Annotated in this window: 31 protein-coding genes; all 31 read right to left on the bottom strand. The window is 66.1% G+C overall.

What is annotated here, in order from left to right; genetic code table 11:
• Positions 1–83 precede the first annotated feature (83 nt).
• Positions 84–776, bottom strand: a complete 693-nt coding sequence (locus DEU35_RS04005) for an endonuclease/exonuclease/phosphatase family protein (RefSeq protein ID WP_103206771.1) — start codon at positions 774–776, stop codon at positions 84–86.
• A 67-nt stretch (positions 777–843) separates the two neighbouring features.
• Positions 844–1,701: a tRNA pseudouridine(38-40) synthase TruA gene (gene truA / locus DEU35_RS04010; RefSeq protein WP_103206772.1), complete on the bottom strand. Its 858-nt coding sequence runs from the start codon at positions 1,699–1,701 to the stop codon at positions 844–846.
• 88 nt (positions 1,702–1,789) lie between these two features.
• Positions 1,790–2,350: a 50S ribosomal protein L17 gene (gene rplQ / locus DEU35_RS04015; protein ID WP_116238677.1), complete on the bottom strand. Its 561-nt coding sequence runs from the start codon at positions 2,348–2,350 to the stop codon at positions 1,790–1,792.
• A gap of 41 nt (positions 2,351–2,391) precedes the next feature.
• Positions 2,392–3,381, bottom strand: a complete 990-nt coding sequence (locus DEU35_RS04020) for a DNA-directed RNA polymerase subunit alpha (protein ID WP_056226291.1) — start codon at positions 3,379–3,381, stop codon at positions 2,392–2,394.
• Between the two features lie 190 nt (positions 3,382–3,571).
• A complete protein-coding gene (gene rpsK, locus DEU35_RS04025) occupies positions 3,572–3,970 on the bottom strand; it encodes a 30S ribosomal protein S11 (RefSeq protein ID WP_013583990.1) in 399 nt (132 codons plus the stop codon).
• A gap of 34 nt (positions 3,971–4,004) precedes the next feature.
• Positions 4,005–4,379, bottom strand: coding sequence for a 30S ribosomal protein S13 (gene rpsM / locus DEU35_RS04030; RefSeq protein ID WP_056226287.1), 375 nt, complete (start codon positions 4,377–4,379; stop codon positions 4,005–4,007).
• A 142-nt stretch (positions 4,380–4,521) separates the two neighbouring features.
• Positions 4,522–4,638 (bottom strand): 50S ribosomal protein L36, encoded by a 117-nt coding sequence (gene rpmJ, locus DEU35_RS04035; RefSeq protein WP_005050492.1) that lies wholly within the window; start codon positions 4,636–4,638, stop codon positions 4,522–4,524.
• A 59-nt stretch (positions 4,639–4,697) separates the two neighbouring features.
• Entirely contained in the window at positions 4,698–4,919 is a 222-nt protein-coding gene (gene infA / locus DEU35_RS04040; RefSeq protein ID WP_013583992.1) for a translation initiation factor IF-1, read from the bottom strand.
• Between the two features lie 239 nt (positions 4,920–5,158).
• Entirely contained in the window at positions 5,159–5,452 is a 294-nt protein-coding gene (locus DEU35_RS16800) for a hypothetical protein (protein WP_141375035.1), read from the bottom strand.
• Positions 5,453–5,501: 49 nt separating this feature from the next.
• Positions 5,502–6,203: a thioredoxin domain-containing protein gene (locus DEU35_RS04050; protein ID WP_174799612.1), complete on the bottom strand. Its 702-nt coding sequence runs from the start codon at positions 6,201–6,203 to the stop codon at positions 5,502–5,504.
• On the bottom strand, positions 6,203–7,042 hold the full coding sequence (gene map, locus DEU35_RS04055) for a type I methionyl aminopeptidase (protein ID WP_116238679.1): 840 nt from the start codon (positions 7,040–7,042) through the stop codon (positions 6,203–6,205). The genes DEU35_RS04050 and map overlap by 1 nt, the downstream gene beginning before the upstream one ends.
• 1 nt (position 7,043) lies before the next feature.
• Entirely contained in the window at positions 7,044–7,640 is a 597-nt protein-coding gene (locus DEU35_RS04060; RefSeq protein ID WP_103206776.1) for an adenylate kinase, read from the bottom strand.
• The gene (secY, locus tag DEU35_RS04065; protein ID WP_056226277.1) at positions 7,637–8,959 is read right to left on the bottom strand and encodes a preprotein translocase subunit SecY; all 1,323 of its coding nucleotides are present in this window, start codon (positions 8,957–8,959) and stop codon (positions 7,637–7,639) included. The genes DEU35_RS04060 and secY overlap by 4 nt, the downstream gene beginning before the upstream one ends.
• A gap of 109 nt (positions 8,960–9,068) precedes the next feature.
• A complete protein-coding gene (gene rplO, locus DEU35_RS04070) occupies positions 9,069–9,602 on the bottom strand; it encodes a 50S ribosomal protein L15 (RefSeq protein WP_103206777.1) in 534 nt (177 codons plus the stop codon).
• A complete protein-coding gene (gene rpmD / locus DEU35_RS04075; protein WP_013583998.1) occupies positions 9,602–9,787 on the bottom strand; it encodes a 50S ribosomal protein L30 in 186 nt (61 codons plus the stop codon). Before rpmD ends, rplO begins: the two co-directional genes overlap by 1 nt.
• A complete protein-coding gene (gene rpsE, locus DEU35_RS04080; protein WP_056226274.1) occupies positions 9,787–10,467 on the bottom strand; it encodes a 30S ribosomal protein S5 in 681 nt (226 codons plus the stop codon). The genes rpmD and rpsE overlap by 1 nt, the downstream gene beginning before the upstream one ends.
• Positions 10,464–10,823 carry a 50S ribosomal protein L18 gene (gene rplR / locus DEU35_RS04085; protein ID WP_103206778.1) on the bottom strand — a complete coding sequence of 120 codons (360 nt, stop codon included), beginning with the start codon at positions 10,821–10,823 and terminating at the stop codon, positions 10,464–10,466. The genes rpsE and rplR overlap by 4 nt, the downstream gene beginning before the upstream one ends.
• 2 nt (positions 10,824–10,825) lie before the next feature.
• A complete protein-coding gene (rplF, locus tag DEU35_RS04090) occupies positions 10,826–11,362 on the bottom strand; it encodes a 50S ribosomal protein L6 (protein WP_103206779.1) in 537 nt (178 codons plus the stop codon).
• 6 nt (positions 11,363–11,368) lie between these two features.
• A complete protein-coding gene (gene rpsH / locus DEU35_RS04095) occupies positions 11,369–11,767 on the bottom strand; it encodes a 30S ribosomal protein S8 (RefSeq protein WP_094736305.1) in 399 nt (132 codons plus the stop codon).
• A 93-nt stretch (positions 11,768–11,860) separates the two neighbouring features.
• Entirely contained in the window at positions 11,861–12,451 is a 591-nt protein-coding gene (rplE, locus tag DEU35_RS04100) for a 50S ribosomal protein L5 (RefSeq protein WP_103206780.1), read from the bottom strand.
• Between the two features lie 2 nt (positions 12,452–12,453).
• Positions 12,454–12,813 (bottom strand): 50S ribosomal protein L24, encoded by a 360-nt coding sequence (gene rplX, locus DEU35_RS04105; RefSeq protein WP_094736303.1) that lies wholly within the window; start codon positions 12,811–12,813, stop codon positions 12,454–12,456.
• A gap of 2 nt (positions 12,814–12,815) precedes the next feature.
• Complete coding sequence (rplN, locus tag DEU35_RS04110; RefSeq protein WP_013584005.1) at positions 12,816–13,184, bottom strand: 50S ribosomal protein L14; 369 nt, start codon at positions 13,182–13,184, stop codon at positions 12,816–12,818.
• A gap of 35 nt (positions 13,185–13,219) precedes the next feature.
• Positions 13,220–13,546 carry a 30S ribosomal protein S17 gene (rpsQ, locus tag DEU35_RS04115; protein ID WP_103206781.1) on the bottom strand — a complete coding sequence of 109 codons (327 nt, stop codon included), beginning with the start codon at positions 13,544–13,546 and terminating at the stop codon, positions 13,220–13,222.
• On the bottom strand, positions 13,546–13,857 hold the full coding sequence (gene rpmC / locus DEU35_RS04120) for a 50S ribosomal protein L29 (protein ID WP_103206782.1): 312 nt from the start codon (positions 13,855–13,857) through the stop codon (positions 13,546–13,548). The genes rpsQ and rpmC overlap by 1 nt, the downstream gene beginning before the upstream one ends.
• Complete coding sequence (gene rplP / locus DEU35_RS04125) at positions 13,857–14,276, bottom strand: 50S ribosomal protein L16 (protein WP_056226254.1); 420 nt, start codon at positions 14,274–14,276, stop codon at positions 13,857–13,859. The genes rpmC and rplP overlap by 1 nt, the downstream gene beginning before the upstream one ends.
• Positions 14,276–15,034, bottom strand: coding sequence for a 30S ribosomal protein S3 (rpsC, locus tag DEU35_RS04130; protein WP_013584009.1), 759 nt, complete (start codon positions 15,032–15,034; stop codon positions 14,276–14,278). Before rpsC ends, rplP begins: the two co-directional genes overlap by 1 nt.
• Positions 15,034–15,432, bottom strand: coding sequence for a 50S ribosomal protein L22 (gene rplV, locus DEU35_RS04135; protein ID WP_013584010.1), 399 nt, complete (start codon positions 15,430–15,432; stop codon positions 15,034–15,036). Before rplV ends, rpsC begins: the two co-directional genes overlap by 1 nt.
• A gap of 22 nt (positions 15,433–15,454) precedes the next feature.
• On the bottom strand, positions 15,455–15,736 hold the full coding sequence (gene rpsS / locus DEU35_RS04140) for a 30S ribosomal protein S19 (RefSeq protein WP_013584011.1): 282 nt from the start codon (positions 15,734–15,736) through the stop codon (positions 15,455–15,457).
• 12 nt (positions 15,737–15,748) lie between these two features.
• A complete protein-coding gene (gene rplB, locus DEU35_RS04145; RefSeq protein ID WP_013584012.1) occupies positions 15,749–16,588 on the bottom strand; it encodes a 50S ribosomal protein L2 in 840 nt (279 codons plus the stop codon).
• 24 nt (positions 16,589–16,612) lie between these two features.
• Complete coding sequence (gene rplW / locus DEU35_RS04150) at positions 16,613–16,912, bottom strand: 50S ribosomal protein L23 (protein WP_056226248.1); 300 nt, start codon at positions 16,910–16,912, stop codon at positions 16,613–16,615.
• Positions 16,909–17,571, bottom strand: a complete 663-nt coding sequence (gene rplD, locus DEU35_RS04155; protein WP_103206783.1) for a 50S ribosomal protein L4 — start codon at positions 17,569–17,571, stop codon at positions 16,909–16,911. Before rplD ends, rplW begins: the two co-directional genes overlap by 4 nt.
• Between the last annotated feature and the right edge of the window lie 2 nt (positions 17,572–17,573).

Genomic DNA, 17,573 nt, shown 5'->3' on the forward strand with positions numbered 1-17,573 from the left:
AAACGTCGTTCAACGGCGTGCTCGGAGCTGCCGCCGCGGTCGGGATCGAGGTTCGCGCCGCGCCACGAGGCACCGCTCAGCCTTCAGACGAGGCTGGACCCGTGCCCCTGTGTCACCTCAGCGGTGATGAGGATGGGCAGGTGGTCGCTGAGCCCCTGGGGCAACGTCTTGATGTGCGCGATGTCGAACCCGATCGATGTCGCGAAATCGTAGTGTCCCCGGAAGAACCGATAACGCGTGTACGTGCGGGTATCGCTGAGCGTCAGCTCGTATCCCTGGTCGCGGACCTTCTGTCCGAGATTCTCTTTGAAGACCGGGTAGTTGTAGTCGCCCACCATGAGCGCTGGCAGACCCGGCCCGAGGTTCTGCAGCTCCGACAGCGCCGTACGGATCTGATGGCGACGCAGAGAGTTGAGCGCCGTCAGCGGTGCCGCGTGAAAGGACGCGACGATGACATCGCGCCCGTTGTCGATATCACGCAGTCGTACGCCGAGCATGCGCTCTTCAGCGGGCTTCAGCACGCGGTCGTGCAACGACTTCTTCAGGCCGATCGCTCGGACGTCCTCCGCGCGGAAGGTGTTCTCGCGGTAGTAAAGAGCCAGCCCCAAACGGTTGCGCTGCGTGGCCTCCGCCAGCCGAAGACCGCCGATGCGCTCGGGGATGTCCGTGCTGTCGCATTCCTGCAGACAGAGCACGTCAGCCTCGTGCTTCTCGACGAGATCGACGAGCTCGCCGGCCGCCCGGTGTTTGTTGAGGTTGTACGAGATGACCTTCATGGCGTTGACAGCATACGGGCGCTCGCACGAGGCTCACTGAGGGTTGTACGGAGGGCGGGAGAAGAGATCAGGATGCCGGGTCCTCGGCATCCCTGCGGTTGCGCGTCTGCTCCGCACGAGCCGCGAGCAGACCGTCCGCCGGGTAGCCCACCTCCGCGAGGACCAACCCGCGTGCGGCCAGGACCTTCGTCTCGGGGATCCGCATGCGTGCCTCGCGAATCGCGACCACGTCGTCGATCCCGATGCGGCCTTCCCCCACCGCGACGCAGGCCCCGACGAGAGCGCGCACCATGCTGTGGCAGAACGCATCGGCTCGGACGTTCGCGATCAGGACTCCGGTGTCGTCCCGACGCCAGTCGTACTCGAGCAGCGTGCGGATCGTGGTCGCCTCTTCGCGGGCCTTGCAGTAGGCGGCGAAGTCGTGGAGCCCGATGAGGCGGGAGGCCGCGGCATCCATCGCTTCCACGTCGAGGATGCTTCGAACGGACGTCGTCCGCTTCCTGTCGAGGGGGTCGTACGCGGTCGTGGCATCGGCGAGGCGGTAGCTGTACCGCCGCCAGACGGCCGAGAACCTCGCGTCGAAGCCCGCGGGAGCGCGCGAGGTCCGCGAAACCGTCACGTCGGCGTATGCTCCGAGGACCCCGCGGACGCGACCGGCGAGGGCTGCGATGGCGTCGGCTTCATCGTTGTCCCGACGACGCCGCGGCAAACGGGCGACCTGGTCTGGGTCGAGGTCGAGGTGCGCGACCTGACCCGACGCGTGCACTCCCGCGTCGGTTCGCCCGGCCACCACGAGTCGTGGATCGCCGCCGATGATGCGTGCGAGAGCGTTCTCCAGCTCACCCTGCACGGTGCGTAGCCCGGGTTGTCGGGCCCATCCGCGGAACTGCGAGCCGTCGTAGGCGATGTCGAGTCGGATGCGCACGAGGTCAAGCCTACGAGCGAGCGTCCCCCGCGGAGGACGACGAAGCCCCCACCCGAACCGGGTGGGGGCTTCGTGCGAGTCAGGAGACTCAGGCCTTGGCGTCGTCCTGGACGGCGTCGTCGGCAGCGGCCTCAGCGGCGGCGCCTTCCTCGGGCGACTCGGCTCCGGCGTCGGCGGCCTCGTCCGTGGAGGTCTCCTCGGCAGCGGGCTCATCCGCGACGGGCTCGTCGGCGGCCGGCGCAGCAGCGGCGGCGGGAGCCGCAGCAGCCTTGTGGGACGCCTTCTTCGTGACGGGCTCGAGAACGAGCTCGATCACGGCCATGGGGGCGTTGTCGCCCTTGCGGTTGCCGACCTTCGTGATGCGGGTGTAGCCGCCGTCACGCTCGGCCACCAGCGGCGCGATCTCGGTGAAGAGGGTGTGAACGACCTCTTTGTCGCCGATGACGCTCAGCACGCGACGACGCGCGTGGAGGTCGCCACGCTTGGCGAAGGTGATGAGGCGTTCGGCGAGCGGACGCAGGCGCTTGGCCTTGGTCTCGGTCGTCTTGATGGACTTGTGCGTGTAGAGAGCTGCCGCGAGGTTCGCGAGAAGCAGACGCTCGTGGGCCGGGCCGCCTCCGAGGCGGGGACCCTTCGTGGGCTTGGGCATGTCGTATTACTCCAGGAGAGGTTCGGTCGGGTCCGACAGGGTCAGACGGTTTCTTCGTCGTAGCCGCTGTAGAACTGGGCGCCGTCGAAACCGGGCACCGAGTCCTTGAGCGACAGGCCGAGGGAGGTGAGCTTGTCGCGCACCTCGTCGACCGACTTCTGACCGAAGTTGCGGATGTTCATCAGCTGCGTCTCGGAAAGGGCGACCAGCTCCGAAACGGTGTTGATGCCCTCGCGCTTGAGGCAGTTGTACGAGCGGACCGACAGATCGAGATCCTCGATCGGCATCGACAGCTCGTTGGAGAGGACGGTCTCGACCGGCGCGGGGCCGATCTCGATGCCCTCGGCCTCGACGTTCAGCTCACGGGCCAGGCCGAAGAGCTCGACGAGGGTGCGACCAGCCGAGGCCACGGCGTCGCGCGGGGCGATCGAGGCCTTCGACTCGACGTCGAGGACGAGCTTGTCGAAGTCGGTGCGCTCACCGGCACGGGTGGCGTCGACGCGGTAGCTGACCTTGAGCACGGGCGAGTAGATCGAGTCGATCGGGATCTGACCGGCCTCGGCGTACTCGTTGCGGTTCTGGGTCGCCGAGACGTAGCCGCGGCCACGCTCGATGGTGAGCTCGAGCTCGAACTTCGCCGTGTCGTTCAGCGTGGCGATGACCAGCTCGGGGTTGTGCACCTCGACACCCGCCGGAGCGGAGATGTCGGCGGCGGTGACCTCACCGGCGCCGGTCTTGCGCAGATACGCCGTGATGGGCTCGTCGCGCTCGCTCGAGACGACCAGCTGCTTGATGTTCAAGATGATCTCGGTGACGTCTTCCTTCACGCCCGGGATCGTGCTGAACTCGTGGAGGACGCCGTCGATGCGGATGCTCGTGACGGCCGCGCCGGGGATCGACGACAGGAGGCTGCGACGCAGCGCGTTGCCGATCGTGTAACCGAAACCGGGCTCCAGCGGCTCGATGACGAAACGGCTGCGGAACTCCCCGATCTTCTCCTCGGTCAGAGTGGGACGCTGTGCGATGAGCACTATGTGTTCCTTTCGATCACGTGCCCGCTATATGACACGTGTAATGGGGTGAGGTATTGAGTTGTACTCGCGGGATGCCACGGGACCCGACGATGGCGTCGGGAGGGCGTCACGGCATCCGGAAGTCTGAGGTCGCGCGTGAGCGCGGCGTTCCCGGGGAGTGGCGAGCACTCCCCGGGAACGGAACGCGTCAGACGCGGCGACGCTTGGGCGGACGGCAGCCGTTGTGGGCCTGGGGCGTCACGTCCTGGATCGAGCCGACCTCGAGGCCGGCCGCGGTCAGCGAGCGGATCGCGGTCTCACGACCCGAACCCGGACCCTTCACGAAGACGTCGACCTTCTTGACGCCGTGCTCCTGCGCCTGGCGAGCGGCCGACTCCGCGGCCATGCCTGCGGCGTAGGGCGTCGACTTGCGCGAACCCTTGAATCCGACACCGCCGGACGAGGCCCAGCTGATGACGGCGCCCGAGGGGTCGGTGATCGAAACGATCGTGTTGTTGAACGTCGACTTGATGTGGGCCTGACCCACGGCGATGTTCTTCTTCTCCTTGCGGCGCGGCTTGCGCGCGGCAGACTTGGCCTGTGCCATGTGCGGTTCTCCTGAATCCTGCGCCGGCGGAGGCCTAGCGCGCCTTCTTCTTGCCGGCGACCGTGCGCTTGGGACCCTTGCGGGTACGCGCGTTCGTCTTCGTACGCTGTCCGCGCACGGGGAGGCCGCGGCGGTGGCGCAGGCCCTCGTAGGAACCGATCTCGACCTTGCGGCGGATGTCGGCGGCGACCTCGCGACGGAGGTCACCCTCCACCTTGTAGGTGCCTTCGATGTGGTCGCGCAGAGCAACCAGCTGGTCGTCGGTGAGGTCCTTGACGCGGATGTCCTGGCTGATGTCCGTTGCGTTCAGGATCTCGACGGAGCGGGTGCGACCCACGCCGTAGATGTAAGTAAGTGCGATCACCACGCGCTTATCGCGCGGGATGTCGACGCCGGCAAGACGTGCCATGCGGCTCTCCTCAGAGTGTGCTGGAGGTGTGGAGCAGGATCGGTGCTCGGGCCTCCGACCCGAGGTGTCCCCCGTTCGCACGAGCGAGTGGGATCTGATCCTGCCGTTGTGTATTCAGTTGGAAAGGTGTCGAGCTCGAAGCTCAGCCCTGGCGCTGCTTGTGGCGCGGGTTGCTCTTGCAGATCACCATCACGCGCCCGTGGCGACGGATCACCTTGCAGTGGTCGCAGATGGGCTTGACGGAGGGATTGACCTTCATGATGTTCCTGATTTCGCTGTCTTCGACTCGCGGTTGCGGTCGTTACTTCTCGGCCGGACTCAGCGGTAGCGGTAGACGATACGACCGCGAGTGAGGTCGTACGGGCTCAGTTCGACGACGACGCGGTCCTCCGGGATGATGCGGATGTAGTTCTGCCGCATCTTGCCCGAGATGGTCGCGAGCACCTTGTGCCCGTTCGTCAGCTCGACACGGAACATCGCGTTGGGCAGTGCTTCGGACACCGTGCCCTCGATCTCGATGACACCGTCTTTCTTCGCCATAAACTCGCTCACGCTCAGTTGCAGACCGGCCGGTCTGCGGTGGATGGGGATTCGATACGTCGACACGCCAATGAAGGCGCAACGCACCAAAGATCAAGCATACGTGGTAGCCGAGTGTTCTACAACTCGCACCGCGTCGCCTCGGCCGTCGGGGACGACCGCGTCAAACGCGCGCGTGGCCGGCGAAGTTCAGCGGCCGCCCGCATGCGCGGGCGGCCGCTGAAGATGATGAGGGGAGCTCAGAGCGACCTGATGCCGATACCTCTGGGCACACCCTGGTTACAGGCCTTGAACGTGAAAGAGAGGCCCGCACCGGTGTTCATGACCTTCTTGTTCAAGGTGTTGAAGAGGTCGCTCGAGCAGGTCCAGGAGATCTCCACCGACCCATGGCACGAACCCGTGATGTTCTGATTGTCACGGGTCAAGGAGGAGCACCCGCCGGCCGCGAACGCGGGGCTCGCTCCGAATCCGACCAGGCCCGCGGCCAGAACCGCTGTCGCAACCGCCACCGCTGAGAGTTTTTTTCGGATCATAATCGGACCCTATTGGCGCGAGGTGGCGAGCACAACGCCACGAACGCACCTATCCCAGACGCTGGACGATGTCCTTCTGGGGGTCGCCGGTGAGATCCTGCTGGTTGTTCAGCGTCTTCCCGTCGACGACGATCGTGGGCGTGGCGGGGCGACTCGACCCGGGCTGCAGCGGGGTCTTCTCGGTCATGGCCGTCACGAACTTCGCATAGGTCCCGTCCGTGATGCAGGAGGCGACGCCACTCGAGGCCCCCGAAGCGGTGGCGATCTTCGCGAGGGTCTCATTGTCGAGGCCCGCGGTGTTCTCGGTCGGCTGCTGGGCGTACAGGGCCTTCACGAATGCCGGGATGTTCGCGGAATTGTCGACCGCGACGCAGTAAGCAGCGTTCGCGGACCGCGTGGAGTACTGCGTTCCCTGGGACCTGGAGTCCAGGATCGCGATGGGGTGCACGTTGAGGGTGATCTCGCCGCTCTCGGCGAGCTGATCGAGAGTGGGGCCGTAACTCTGCTCGAACTGATTGCAAATAGGGCACATGAAGTCGATGTAGGTGTCCACCGTCTTCTGTCCCGTGCCGACGGAGATCGCGCCGGTCTCGGTGTTGACGGCGGAGGCCTGCGGCAGCGTACCCGGCGAGGTGGCCTGGCTGTTGGCGAACCACACCACTCCCCCGACGATGAGGACCACCACCAGGGCGGCGGCGGTCACCCCGATCGCGAACCAGTTGGTGGTCTTCCGCGCAGCGGCCATCATCATCAATCGATCTCCTTCGGCACCACACCGAACGGCGCCAGTTTCTCGGCACCGCCGTCGTGCGCGGTGAGGACCCAGATGCCCCCATCATGCACGGCGACACTATGTTCCCAGTGGGAGCCGGCTGAGCCGTCCACCGTCGAGACGGTCCACCCGTCGTCTTCGGTGAATGTCTCCTGATCGCCGATGACGACCATCGGCTCGATCGCGACGGCCAGGCCGGGGCGCACCTCGGGGCCGCGATCGGCCACGGCGTAATTGAAGATGCTCGGCGACTCGTGCATCTTGCGGCCGATACCGTGGCCCACGTAGTCGCGCAGGATGCCGTAGCCACCCACGGGTGCGTTGTCGTCGATGTACTGCTCGATGGCGGCTCCGACCTCGGAGAGGTGGCTCGCTCGACTGAGCGCCGCGATACCGGCCCAGAGCGAGCCCTCGGTCACCTCCGACAGGCGACGGCGAGGAGCGACGAGCTCCTCGGGAGCATCGCCGGGGACGATCACCGTGAAGGCGGAATCGCCGTTCCATCCGCGGAACTCTGCTCCCGCATCGATCGACAGGATGTCCCCCGCCTGCAGAGGGCGATCATTCGGGATGCCATGAACCACCTGCTCGTTCACCGACGCGCAGACCGTGTGGCGGTACCCGCGGACCATCTGGAAATTCGATACCGCTCCGCGCGCCGTGATGAGCGCCGAAGCCGCCGCATCGAGCTCGAGCGTCGTCACCCCCGGCGCGATCAGCGCGCGCACGGCATCCAAGGCGTCCGCGGTGATCAACCCGGGTTCGATCATCGACCGCAATTGTGCGGGCTTCTTGTAGATCGAGGAACGCAGACCCACGTCAGGAGGCCGGGGTCGCGGTGATACCGCGCGCTTCGAGAGCCGCGAAGATTCGGGCCGTGACCTCGTCGAGGCTGCCGACGCCATCGATCTCGTCGACAATGCCGCGGGTGCCGTACACGTCGAGGATCGGAGCCGTCTCCCGCTCGTAGATGCCCAAGCGCGTGGCGATGGCCTCTTCGGTGTCGTCCGCGCGCCCCTGCTCCGCGGCGCGCGCCGTGAGGCGTGAGAGCGATTCCTCGCGCGGGACGACGAGGGCGATCACCGCGTCGAGCGACTCCTCGCGCCCCTCGAGGAACTCGTCGAGATGCAGCACCTGCGCGAGGTTCCGCGGGTACCCGTCGAGCAGGAAGCCCTCAGCGGCATCCGCCTGCCCGAGACGGTCGCGGACGACCGCACTGGTGAGCTCATCGGGGACGAGGTCTCCTGCGTCGATGATCGACGTCACCTGGAGACCGAGCTCCGTACCGTCTTTCACGTTGGCACGGAACACGTCTCCCGTGGAGACCACCGGGATGCCGAGAGCTTCGCCGACGCGGACGCCCTGCGTTCCCTTGCCGGATCCCTGCGGCCCGACGATCAGAAGCCGAGCGGTCATCGCAGCAGCCCTTCGTAATGGCGCTGCTGAAGCTGCGCGTCGATCTGCTTCACCGTCTCGAGACCGACACCGACGATGATGAGGATCGAGGCTCCGCCGAACGGGAAGTTCTGGTTCGCGCCCACGGTGGCCAGCGCCACCAGCGGAAGAAGCGCGATCAGGCCGAGGTAGATCGAGCCCGGCAATGTGATGCGCGTGAGCACGTAGTCGAGGTACTCGGCGGTGGGACGACCAGCACGGATGCCCGGGATGAACCCGCCGTACTTCTTCATGTTGTCTGCGACGTCGACCGGGTTGAAGGTGATCGCGACGTAGAAGTAGGCGAACCCGATGATGAGCAGGAAGTAGACGAGCATGTACAGCGGGTGGTCGCCGCGCGTCAGGTACTGCGAGATCCACGTGACCCACGGCGCCGGCTCTTGACCGGCCTGCGGCTGGTTGAACTGCGCGATGAGCGCGGGAATGTACAGCAGCGACGAGGCGAAGATGACGGGCACGACGCCGGCCATGTTGACCTTGATCGGGATGTACGTGTTGGTGCCGCCGTAAGTACGACGACCGACCATCCGCTTGGCGTACTGCACGGGGATACGTCGTTGGGACTGCTCGACGAAGACGACGAGGGCGACGATCACGATGCTCACGGCGAGCACCAGGAGGAAGACCTCGACGCCGCGGGCGTTGAGGATCGAGATCATGGCGCCGGGGAAGGTCGCGGCGATCGAGGTGAAGATGAGGATCGACATGCCGTTGCCGACACCGCGCTCGGTGACGAGCTCGGCGAACCACATGACCAGGCCGGTACCGGCGGTCATGGTGATGATCATGAGCAGCTGCGCCCACCAGATGTCGTTCGTGAGGAGCTGCTGGCACTCGGGCACGCCAGCCGAGCCGAAGAGCTGACCCGAGCGAGCGACCGTGACGAGAGTCGTCGACTGGAGGAGCGCGAGCGCGATGGTCAGGTAGCGGGTGTACTGCGTGAGCTTCGCCTGGCCCGCTTGACCCTCTTTGTAAAGGGTCTCGAAGTGCGGGATCACGACGCGCAGCAGCTGCACGATGATGGTCGCCGTGATGTACGGCATGACACCGAGGGCGAAGATCGATAGCTGCAGCAGAGCGCCACCGGAGAACAGGTTGACCAGGGACAGCAGGCCCTCGGTACCGCCCGATTGGTTCAGGCACTGCTGAACGTTCGGGAAGTCGACGAAGGGCGTCGGCACGTGGGCACCCAGCCGGTAGATGGCGATGATGCCCAGCGTGAAGGCGATCTTCCGCCTCAGGTCGGGCGTGCGGAAAACCCGCGCGATGGCGCTGAACAAGGGAGAATCCTCCAGAACGATCTCGGCATGCGACAGGGCGCACACCAAATCAGACTAACCCAGAAGGGGCCGACGGCCGTAAGGCCGCCGGCCCCTCCAGGGTCGGGCGTCAGTTGACGGAGCCGCCGGCGGCGACGATCTTCTGCTCAGCCGAGCCGGAGACCTTGTCGACCGAGACGGTCAGCGCGACCGAGATGTCGCCGGTGCCGAGCACCTTGACCTTCTCGTTCTTGCGGACGGCGCCCTTGGCCACCAGGTCGGCGACGGTCACGTCGCCACCCTGCGGGTAGAGCTCGCCGAGCTTGTCCAGGTTCACGACCTGGTACTCGACGCGGAACGGGTTCTTGAAGCCGCGGAGCTTCGGGGTGCGCATGTGCAGCGGCATCTGCCCACCCTCGAAGCCGACACGGACCTGGTAACGGGCCTTGGTTCCCTTGGTACCGCGACCGGCCGTCTTACCCTTCGAGCCCTCACCGCGACCCACACGGGTCTTCGCGGTGCGAGCGCCCGGGACGGGACGCAGGTGGTGGACCTTGAGCACACCGGGGCGCGCCGCGGGGGCTTCGTTCTTCTCGGCCGTCTTACGGGCCGATGCCTTCTTCGGGGCGTCGACCGTGGCGGTCTCGTCCTTCTTGGCAGCCATTAGTCGATCTCCTCAACCTTGACGAGGTGGGCGACGGTCTTGACGTAACCGCGCGTCTGCGCGTCGTCCGGACGGACGACCGAGTCGCCGATCCGCTTGAGACCGAGCGAGCGCAGCGTGTCACGCTGGTTCTGCTTCTCGCTCACCTTGGACTTGATCTGCGTGACCTTCAGACGCTCGGCCATCAGGCACCTACCTTCTGAGCAGCCGCCTCAGCGCGCACGAGGCGGGCCGGGGCGACCTGGTCGAACTCCAGGCCACGGCGGGCGGCCACGGCGCGGGGCTCCTCGAGCGACTTCAGCGCCTCGACGGTCGCGTGCACGATGTTGATCGTGTTCGACGAACCGAGCGACTTCGAGAGGACATCGTGGATGCCTGCGCACTCGAGGACGGCGCGGACGGGACCGCCGGCGATGACACCGGTACCGGCGGCGGCGGGGCGCAGGAGCACCACACCGGCAGCGGCCTCACCCTGGACGGGGTGGGGAATGGTCGAGCCCGAGCGGGGGACGCGGAAGAAGTTGCGCTTGGCCTCTTCGACACCCTTGGAGATCGCGAGGGGGACTTCGCGGGCCTTGCCGTAACCGACGCCCACGACGCCGTTGCCATCGCCCACGACGACGAGCGCCGTGAAGCTGAAGCGACGGCCACCCTTGACCACCTTCGACACGCGGTTGATCGTCACGACGCGCTCGAGGAACTGGCTCTCGTTGCGGTCGCGCGAACCACGGTCGCGCTGGTTGGTGTTGCGCTCGCGACCACCGCGACGCGGCTCACGCTCACGCTCGGCGGGGGCCTGAGCCGCAGCCGCACCCTCAGCCGGTGCAGTCTGCTCGGTCACTTCGGTCTCCTTGTTGTCACTCACAGGTTCAGCCCTCCTTCGCGAGCTCCGTCGGCGATCGCGGCGACGCGACCGGCGTAACGGTTACCGCCGCGGTCGAACACGACGTCGGACACGCCAGCGGCCTTCGCACGCTCGGCGACGATCTCGCCGACCTTGCGGGCCTTGGCGGTCTTGTCACCGTCGAAGCCGCGCAGGTCGGTCTCGAGGGTGGAGGCGGAGGCCACGGTGTGGCCCTTGCTGTCGTCCACGACCTGGACGAACACGTGGCGGGCGGAACGCGTCACCACGAGACGGGGGCGCAGCTCGGTGCCGACGATCTTCTTGCGAAGACGCAGGTGACGACGCGAGCGAGCGACGGACTTTGTCTTGACAGCCATGGCTACTTACCACTCTTTCCGGCCTTGCGGCGCACGACCTCGCCCGCGTACCGCACACCCTTGCCCTTGTAGGGCTCGGGCTTACGGATCTTGCGGATGTTGGCTGCGGCCTCGCCGACGGCCTGCTTGTCGATGCCGCTCACGGTGAGCTTGTTGTTGCCTTCGACCGTGAGGGTGATCCCGGCGGGCGGGTCGATGAGGACGGGGTGCGAGAAGCCGAGGGCGAACTCGACCGAGCTCCCCTTCTGCGCCACGCGGTAACCCGTGCCGACGACCTCGAGGCCCTTGGTGTAGCCCTGGGTGACACCGATGATGTTGTTGTTGATGAGCGTGCGGGTCAGGCCGTGGAGCGACCGCGACTCGCGCTCGTCGTCGGGCCGGGTGACGAGAACCTGGTTCTCTTCGACCGCGACCTCGAGGGGCTGTGCCACGGTGAGCGCGAGCTCGCCCTTGGGGCCCTTGACGGAGACCTCCCGGCCGTTCACCGAAACGGTGACGCCGGCGGGGATGTCGATGGGAAGACGTCCAATACGCGACATGTCAAATCACCACACGTAGGCGAGGACTTCCCCGCCGACGCCCTTCTGCTCGGCCTGACGGTCGGTGAGGAGACCGGAGGAGGTGGACAGGATGGCGACGCCGAGGCCACCGAGGACCGTGGGGACCTCGGTCGACTTCGCGTACACGCGGAGGCCGGGCTTCGACACGCGCTTGATGCCGGCGATCGACCGCTCGCGGTTCGGGCCGTACTTCAGCGTCATGTTGAGGGTCTGGCCGACGCGAGCGTCTTCGACGTTCCAGTCGGCGATGTAACCCTCCTGCTTGAGGATGGCGGCGATGTTCGTCTTGAGCTTCGAGCTCGGCATCGACACGGAGTCGTGGTGCGCCGAGTTCGCGTTGCGCAGACGGGTCAGCATGTCTGCGACCGGGTCTGTCATCGTCATGTGTTGCTTCTTTCGATCATGAGGTTTCGGCTGCCGTTACGCGACAGTCGACCTTCGATGAAGGGCCCCCGGAAACCCCGGGGGCCCTGGGTGTCAGGCTTGCGCGTCGGCCGACTGGAACGGGAACCCGAGCTGACGCAGCAGCGAACGGCCCTCGTCGTCGGTCTTCGCGGTGGTGACGATCGTGATGTCGAAACCACGCACGCGGTCGATGCGGTCCTGGTCGATCTCGTGGAACACGGACTGCTCCTGGAGACCGAAGGTGTAGTTGCCGTTGCCGTCGAACTGCTTGGCCGACAAACCGCGGAAGTCGCGGATGCGGGGCAGGGCGAGGTTGACCAGGCGGTCCACGAACTCCCACGCACGGTCACCGCGGAGGGTGACGTGCGCGCCGATGGCCTGGCCCTCACGCAGCTTGAACTGCGCGATGGACTTGCGGGCCTTCGTGACGATGGGCTTCTGACCGGTGATCTTGGTGAGGTCTTCGACCGCGCCATCGATCACCTTGCTGTCGCGAGCAGCCTCGCCGACACCGGTGTTCACGACCACCTTGACCAGACCGGGGATCTGCATGACGTTCGCGTAGCCGAATTCGTCCTGCAGCGCCTTCTTGATCTCGGCGTTGTACTTCTGCTTGAGGCGGGGCTGGATCTTGCCAGCCACCGCGGCAGTCGAGGTGCTCATGTTCAGAGGTCCTTGCCTGACTTCTTCGCGAAGCGCACGCGGACGGTGCGCTTGACGCCGTCCTTCACCTGCTCCTCGACGCGGTGACCGACGCGGGTCGGCTTCTTGGTCGAGGGGTCGACGAGCGCGACGTTGGAGATGTGGATCGGGGCCTCGAAGGTCTCGATGCCACCGGTCTTGGTGCCGCGCTGAGACTGGCCCACGCGGTTGTGCTTGGTGACGTAGTTCACGCCCTCGACGATGACGCGGTTCTGCTCGGTCAGGACCTCGAGGACCTTACCCTGCTTCCCGCGGTCGCCGCCACGCTCGGGCTTGGCACCCGAGATGACCTGAACCAGGTCGCCCTTTTTGATTTTCGCCATGATCAGATGACCTCCGGGGCGAGCGAGACGATCTTCATGAACTTCTTGTCGCGAAGCTCACGACCGACCGGTCCGAAGATGCGGGTGCCGCGGGGCTCCCCGTCGTTCTTCAGGATCACGGCGGCGTTCTCGTCGAACTTGATGTACGAGCCGTCGGGACGGCGGGTCTGCTTGACGACACGGACGACGACGGCCTTGACCACGTCGCCCTTCTTGACGTTTCCACCCGGGATCGCGTCCTTGACCGTGGCGACGATGACGTCGCCCAGGCCGGCGTAACGGCGGTTGGAGCCACCGAGCACGCGGATGGTGAGCAGCTCCTTGGCGCCGGTGTTGTCGGCGACCTTCAGCCGGGATTCGTTCTGAATCACTGTTTACTCCTTGGGTTCCAAGTAAGCCGCGAGGCTTACTTGGCCTTCTCGAGGATCTCGACCAGGCGCCAGCGCTTGGTGGCGCTGAGCGGACGGGTCTCGTTGATGACGACGAGGTCGCCGATGCCCGCCGAGTTGGACTCGTCGTGAGCCTTGACCTTCGACGTGCGGCGGATGACCTTGCCGTAGAGCGGGTGCTTCACACGGTCCTCGACCTCGACGACGATGGTCTTGTCCATCTTGTCGCTGACGACGTATCCACGACGCGCCTTGCGGTAACCGCGGGCGTTCTCGTCGCGAACGTCGTTCTCGGAGTGCTCGTGACCGACGACCTGCGCCTCGGCCTTCTTCGCGGTAGCCATTACTCCGCCTCTTCCTTCGCGGCGTCGTCAGCGGAGTCCGCCTTCTTCGCCTTGCTCTTCTTCGCCTTGGTCGCCTCGACCGGGGCCGGGGTGGCGCGGATGCCGAGCTCGCGCTCACGGATCACCGTGTACAGACGCGCGATGTCGCGCTTGACTGCACGGATGCGTCCGTGGCTGTCGAGCTGGCCGGTGGCCGACTGGAAGCGCAGGTTGAACAGCTCTTCCTTGGCCTTACGCAGCTCCTCGACGAGGCGCTGGTCTTCGAACGTGTCGAGCTCGCTCGGGGCGAGCTGCTTGGTGCCGATCGCCATTACGCGTCGCCCTCCTCGCGCTTGATGATGCGTGCCTTCAGGGGCAGCTTGTGAATTGCTCGGGTCAGGGCCTCACGAGCAAGCTGCTCGTCGACTCCCGCGACCTCGAAGAGGACGCGGCCCGGCTTGACGTTGGCGACCCACCACTCCGGCGAACCCTTACCGGAACCCATGCGGGTTTCAGCGGGCTTCTTGGTGAGGGGGCGGTCGGGGTAGATGTTGATCCACACCTTTCCGCCGCGCTTGATGTGACGCGTCATGGCGATACGAGCGGACTCGATCTGACGGTTCGTCACGTACGCGGGGGTCAGCGCCTGGATCCCGAACTCACCGAACGACACCTGGGTGCCACCGGTGGCCTGGCCCGAGCGTCCGGGGTGGTGCTGCTTGCGGTACTTGACCTTGCGGGGGATGAGCATTACGCCGACGCTCCTTCTGCCACGGGGGCCTCGTTGCGAGGGCCACGACGACGGTCGCCACCGCGGTCGTCACGACCGCGCGACTTGGGCGCGTTGGCCTGCTCGCGGGCGAGCTCCTTGTTGGTGAGGTCGCCCTTGTAGATCCAGACCTTCACGCCGATGCGGCCGAAGGTGGTCTTGGCCTCGTAGAAGCCGTAGTCGATGTTCGCGCGCAGGGTGTGCAGGGGCACACGGCCTTCGCGGTAGAACTCGGAGCGGCTCATCTCGGCGCCGCCGAGGCGGCCCGACACCTGGATGCGAACACCCTTTGCGCCGGCACGCTGCGCGCCCTGGAGACCCTTGCGCATGGCGCGGCGGAAAGCCACGCGAGCCGTGAGCTGCTCGGCGACACCCTGAGCCACCAGCTGAGCGTCGGCCTCGGGGTTCTTGACCTCGAGGATGTTCAGCTGGATCTGCTTACCGGTGAGCTTCTCGAGGTCGGCACGGATGCGCTCGGCCTCGGCGCCGCGGCGACCGATCACGATGCCCGGACGGGCGGTGTGAATGTCGACGCGGACGCGGTCACGCGTGCGCTCGATCTCGATGTTACTGACGCCGGCGCGGTCGAGCGACGTGGTCAGCAGGCGACGGATCTTGATGTCCTCGGCGAGGTAGTCTGCGTAGCGCTGACCGGCCTTCGTCGAGTCCGAGAACCACCGCGACACGTGGTCAGTCGTGATGCCGAGGCGGAAGCCGTACGGGTTGACTTTCTGTCCCATTACTTGCTCGCCTTCTTGTTGGCGCGCGCCGGAGCCGCCTCAGCGGTCTCGGGCGTCGCGAGCACGACCGTGATGTGGCTCGTGCGCTTCTTGATCTGGAAGGCACGACCCTGAGCGCGGGGCTGGAAACGCTTGAGCGTCGTGCCCTCGTCGACGTACGCGTTCTTCACGTACAGGTCTGCGTCGTCCAGGTACTCGTTCGTCTTGTCGGCCGTGACGCGAGCGTTCGCGATGGCCGAGGCGACGAGCTTGTAGATCGGCTCGCTCGCGCCCTGGGGCGCGAACTTCAGGATCGCGAGGGCCTCTTCGGCCTGCTTGCCCTTGATGAGGGCGACGACGCGACGAGCCTTCTGAGGGGTCACGCGGATGTGTCGCACACGTGCGATGGACTCCACCATTTCTCTCTCCTCCTCGGTCGCCTTAGCGGCGACGGCCCTTCTTGTCGTCCTTCACGTGGCCGCGGAAGGTGCGGGTGGGCGAGAACTCGCCCAGCTTGTGGCCGACCATGGTCTCGGTCACGAACACGGGGATGTGCTTGCGTCCGTCGTGCACGGCGATGGTGTGTCCCAGCATGGCGGGGATGATCATCGAACGGCGCGACCAGGTCTTGATGACGTTCTTCGAACCGGCTTCGTTCTGCGAGACGACCTTGCGAAGCAGGTGCTCGTCGACGAAGGGGCCCTTCTTAAGGCTGCGAGGCATCTTCCTCTACTCCTACTTGCGCTTCTTGCCGGCGGTGCGACGGCGGACGATGAGCTTGTCGCTCTCCTTGTTCGCGTGGCGGGTGCGGCCTTCGGCCTTGCCCCACGGCGACACAGGGTGGCGACCACCGGAGGTCTTACCCTCACCACCACCGTGCGGGTGGTCGACCGGGTTCATGGCGACACCACGCACGGTCGGGCGGACGCCCTTCCAGCGCATGCGGCCGGCCTTGCCCCAGTTGATGTTCGACTGCTCGGCGTTGCCGACCTCGCCGATCGTGGCGCGGCAGCGCACGTCGACGTTGCGGATCTCGCCCGAGGGCAGACGCAGCTGTGCGTAAGGGCCGTCCTTCGCGACCAGACGCACGGAGGCGCCGGCCGAACGGGCCATCTTCGCACCTCCTCCGGGACGCAGCTCGATCGCGTGGATCACGGTACCGGTGGGGATGTTGCGCAGCGGCAGGTTGTTGCCGGGCTTGATGTCAGCGCCGGCACCCGACTCGACCACGTCGCCCTGCGACAGCTTCGCGGGAGCGAGGATGTAACGCTTCTCGCCATCTGCGTAGTGCAGCAGCGCGATGCGCGCGGTGCGGTTGGGGTCGTACTCGATGTGGGCGACCTTGGCGTCGATGCCGTCCTTGTCGTTACGACGGAAGTCGATCAGACGGTACTGACGCTTGTGTCCGCCACCGATGTGACGGGTCGTGATGCGGCCCTGGTTGTTGCGGCCACCGGTCTTCGACAGCGGGCGCAGCAGCGACTTCTCGGGCGTCGATCGGGTGATCTCGGCGAAGTCGGCCACCGACGAGCCGCGGCGACCGGGGGTCGTGGGCTTGTACTTGCGAATAGCCATTGTTCTTGTCCTCTATCCCGACCGTCAGCCGACAGACGTGAAGATGTCGATGGTGCCCGACTTCAGCGAGACGATGGCGCGCTTGGTGTCCTTGCGCTTGCCGATGCCGAAACGGGTGCGACGGGCCTTGCCCACGCGGTTGATCGTGTTGACCGAAGCAACCTTGACGCCGAAGATCTTCTCGATCGCGAGCTTGATCTCGGTCTTCGACGAACGGGGGTCCACCAGGAAGGTGTACTTGCCCTCGTCGATGAGCGAGTAGCTCTTCTCGGAGACGACCGGCTTCAGGATGATGTCGCGCGGGTCCTTGTTGACGGTGGTCATGCCGAGACCTCCTCGGTGGCGCCCGACTTCGACGCGACGAAGGCGTCGTAGGCGGCCTTGGTGAAGACGATGTCGTCGGAGACGATCACGTCGTAGGTGTTCAGCTGCCCGACGGTCAGCACGTGGACGTACGCGAGGTTGCGCACGCTCTTGATCGTCAGCTCGTCGTCGCGATCAATGACCACGAGGACGTTCTTGACGGCGCCGAAGGCCTTCAGCGCGGCAGCGGCGGCCTTGGTCGAGGGCGCACCCTCGATGGCGAAGCTGTCGACGATGTGCAGACGCTGCCCACGAGCACGGTCGCTGAGCGCGCCCAGGAGGGCAGCCGCGATCATCTTCTTGGGGGTGCGCTGGCTGTAGTCACGGGGCTTGGGCCCGTGGACGATGCCACCACCGGTCATGTGCGGCGCACGGATCGAGCCCTGGCGGGCGTTACCCGTACCCTTCTGCTTGAAGGGCTTGCGGCCGGCGCCCGAGACCTCGCCACGACGCTTGGTCGAATGCGTTCCCTGGCGAGCCGCGGCACGCTGCGCCACGACGACCTGGTGGATGAGCGGGATGTTCGTCTTGACGTCGAAGAGCGCGGCGGGCAGCTCGACAGAGCCGGCCTTCTTGCCGTCGGCCTTCACGACGTCGAGCGCGAGAGTCGAGTCAGCCATGA

The sequence above is a fragment of the Microbacterium sp. AG157 genome, from assembly GCF_003385695.1.
Taxonomy (GTDB): domain Bacteria; phylum Actinomycetota; class Actinomycetes; order Actinomycetales; family Microbacteriaceae; genus Microbacterium; species Microbacterium testaceum.

Coding starts and splice junctions, on each gene's coding strand:
- infA (WP_013583992.1), bottom strand. CDS start 4,919: ATGGCGAAGAAAGACGGTGTCATCGAGATCGAGGGCACGGTGTCCGAA.
- rpsH (WP_094736305.1), bottom strand. CDS start 11,767: ATGACGATGACAGACCCGGTCGCAGACATGCTGACCCGTCTGCGCAAC.
- rpmD (WP_013583998.1), bottom strand. CDS start 9,787: ATGGCCGAGCGTCTGAAGGTCACGCAGATCAAGTCCAAGGTGAGCGAG.
- rplV (WP_013584010.1), bottom strand. CDS start 15,432: ATGGTGGAGTCCATCGCACGTGTGCGACACATCCGCGTGACCCCTCAG.
- rplP (WP_056226254.1), bottom strand. CDS start 14,276: ATGCTCATCCCCCGCAAGGTCAAGTACCGCAAGCAGCACCACCCCGGA.
- rplB (WP_013584012.1), bottom strand. CDS start 16,588: ATGGCTATTCGCAAGTACAAGCCCACGACCCCCGGTCGCCGCGGCTCG.
- rplE (WP_103206780.1), bottom strand. CDS start 12,451: ATGAGCACCTCGACTGCCGCGGTGGCTGGCAAGATCCAGCCCCGCCTC.
- DEU35_RS16800 (WP_141375035.1), bottom strand. CDS start 5,452: ATGATCCGAAAAAAACTCTCAGCGGTGGCGGTTGCGACAGCGGTTCTG.
- DEU35_RS04050 (WP_174799612.1), bottom strand. CDS start 6,203: ATGATGATGGCCGCTGCGCGGAAGACCACCAACTGGTTCGCGATCGGG.
- rplX (WP_094736303.1), bottom strand. CDS start 12,813: ATGGCGAAAATCAAAAAGGGCGACCTGGTTCAGGTCATCTCGGGTGCC.
- rpsS (WP_013584011.1), bottom strand. CDS start 15,736: ATGCCTCGCAGCCTTAAGAAGGGCCCCTTCGTCGACGAGCACCTGCTT.
- rpsM (WP_056226287.1), bottom strand. CDS start 4,379: ATGGCACGTCTTGCCGGCGTCGACATCCCGCGCGATAAGCGCGTGGTG.
- rpmC (WP_103206782.1), bottom strand. CDS start 13,857: ATGGCGATCGGCACCAAGCAGCTCGCCCCGAGCGAGCTCGACACGTTC.
- rpsC (WP_013584009.1), bottom strand. CDS start 15,034: ATGGGACAGAAAGTCAACCCGTACGGCTTCCGCCTCGGCATCACGACT.
- rplD (WP_103206783.1), bottom strand. CDS start 17,571: ATGGCTGACTCGACTCTCGCGCTCGACGTCGTGAAGGCCGACGGCAAG.
- rplQ (WP_116238677.1), bottom strand. CDS start 2,350: ATGCCCAAGCCCACGAAGGGTCCCCGCCTCGGAGGCGGCCCGGCCCAC.
- DEU35_RS04005 (WP_103206771.1), bottom strand. CDS start 776: ATGAAGGTCATCTCGTACAACCTCAACAAACACCGGGCGGCCGGCGAG.
- rpsK (WP_013583990.1), bottom strand. CDS start 3,970: ATGGCACAGGCCAAGTCTGCCGCGCGCAAGCCGCGCCGCAAGGAGAAG.
- rpmJ (WP_005050492.1), bottom strand. CDS start 4,638: ATGAAGGTCAATCCCTCCGTCAAGCCCATCTGCGACCACTGCAAGGTG.
- rplW (WP_056226248.1), bottom strand. CDS start 16,912: ATGACCACCGTCAACAAGGACCCGCGCGACATCATCCTGAAGCCGGTC.
- rpsQ (WP_103206781.1), bottom strand. CDS start 13,546: ATGGCTACCGCGAAGAAGGCCGAGGCGCAGGTCGTCGGTCACGAGCAC.
- rplO (WP_103206777.1), bottom strand. CDS start 9,602: ATGGCTGCCAAGAAGGACGAGACCGCCACGGTCGACGCCCCGAAGAAG.
- rplR (WP_103206778.1), bottom strand. CDS start 10,823: ATGGCTGTCAAGACAAAGTCCGTCGCTCGCTCGCGTCGTCACCTGCGT.
- rplF (WP_103206779.1), bottom strand. CDS start 11,362: ATGTCGCGTATTGGACGTCTTCCCATCGACATCCCCGCCGGCGTCACC.
- DEU35_RS04060 (WP_103206776.1), bottom strand. CDS start 7,640: ATGACCGCTCGGCTTCTGATCGTCGGGCCGCAGGGATCCGGCAAGGGA.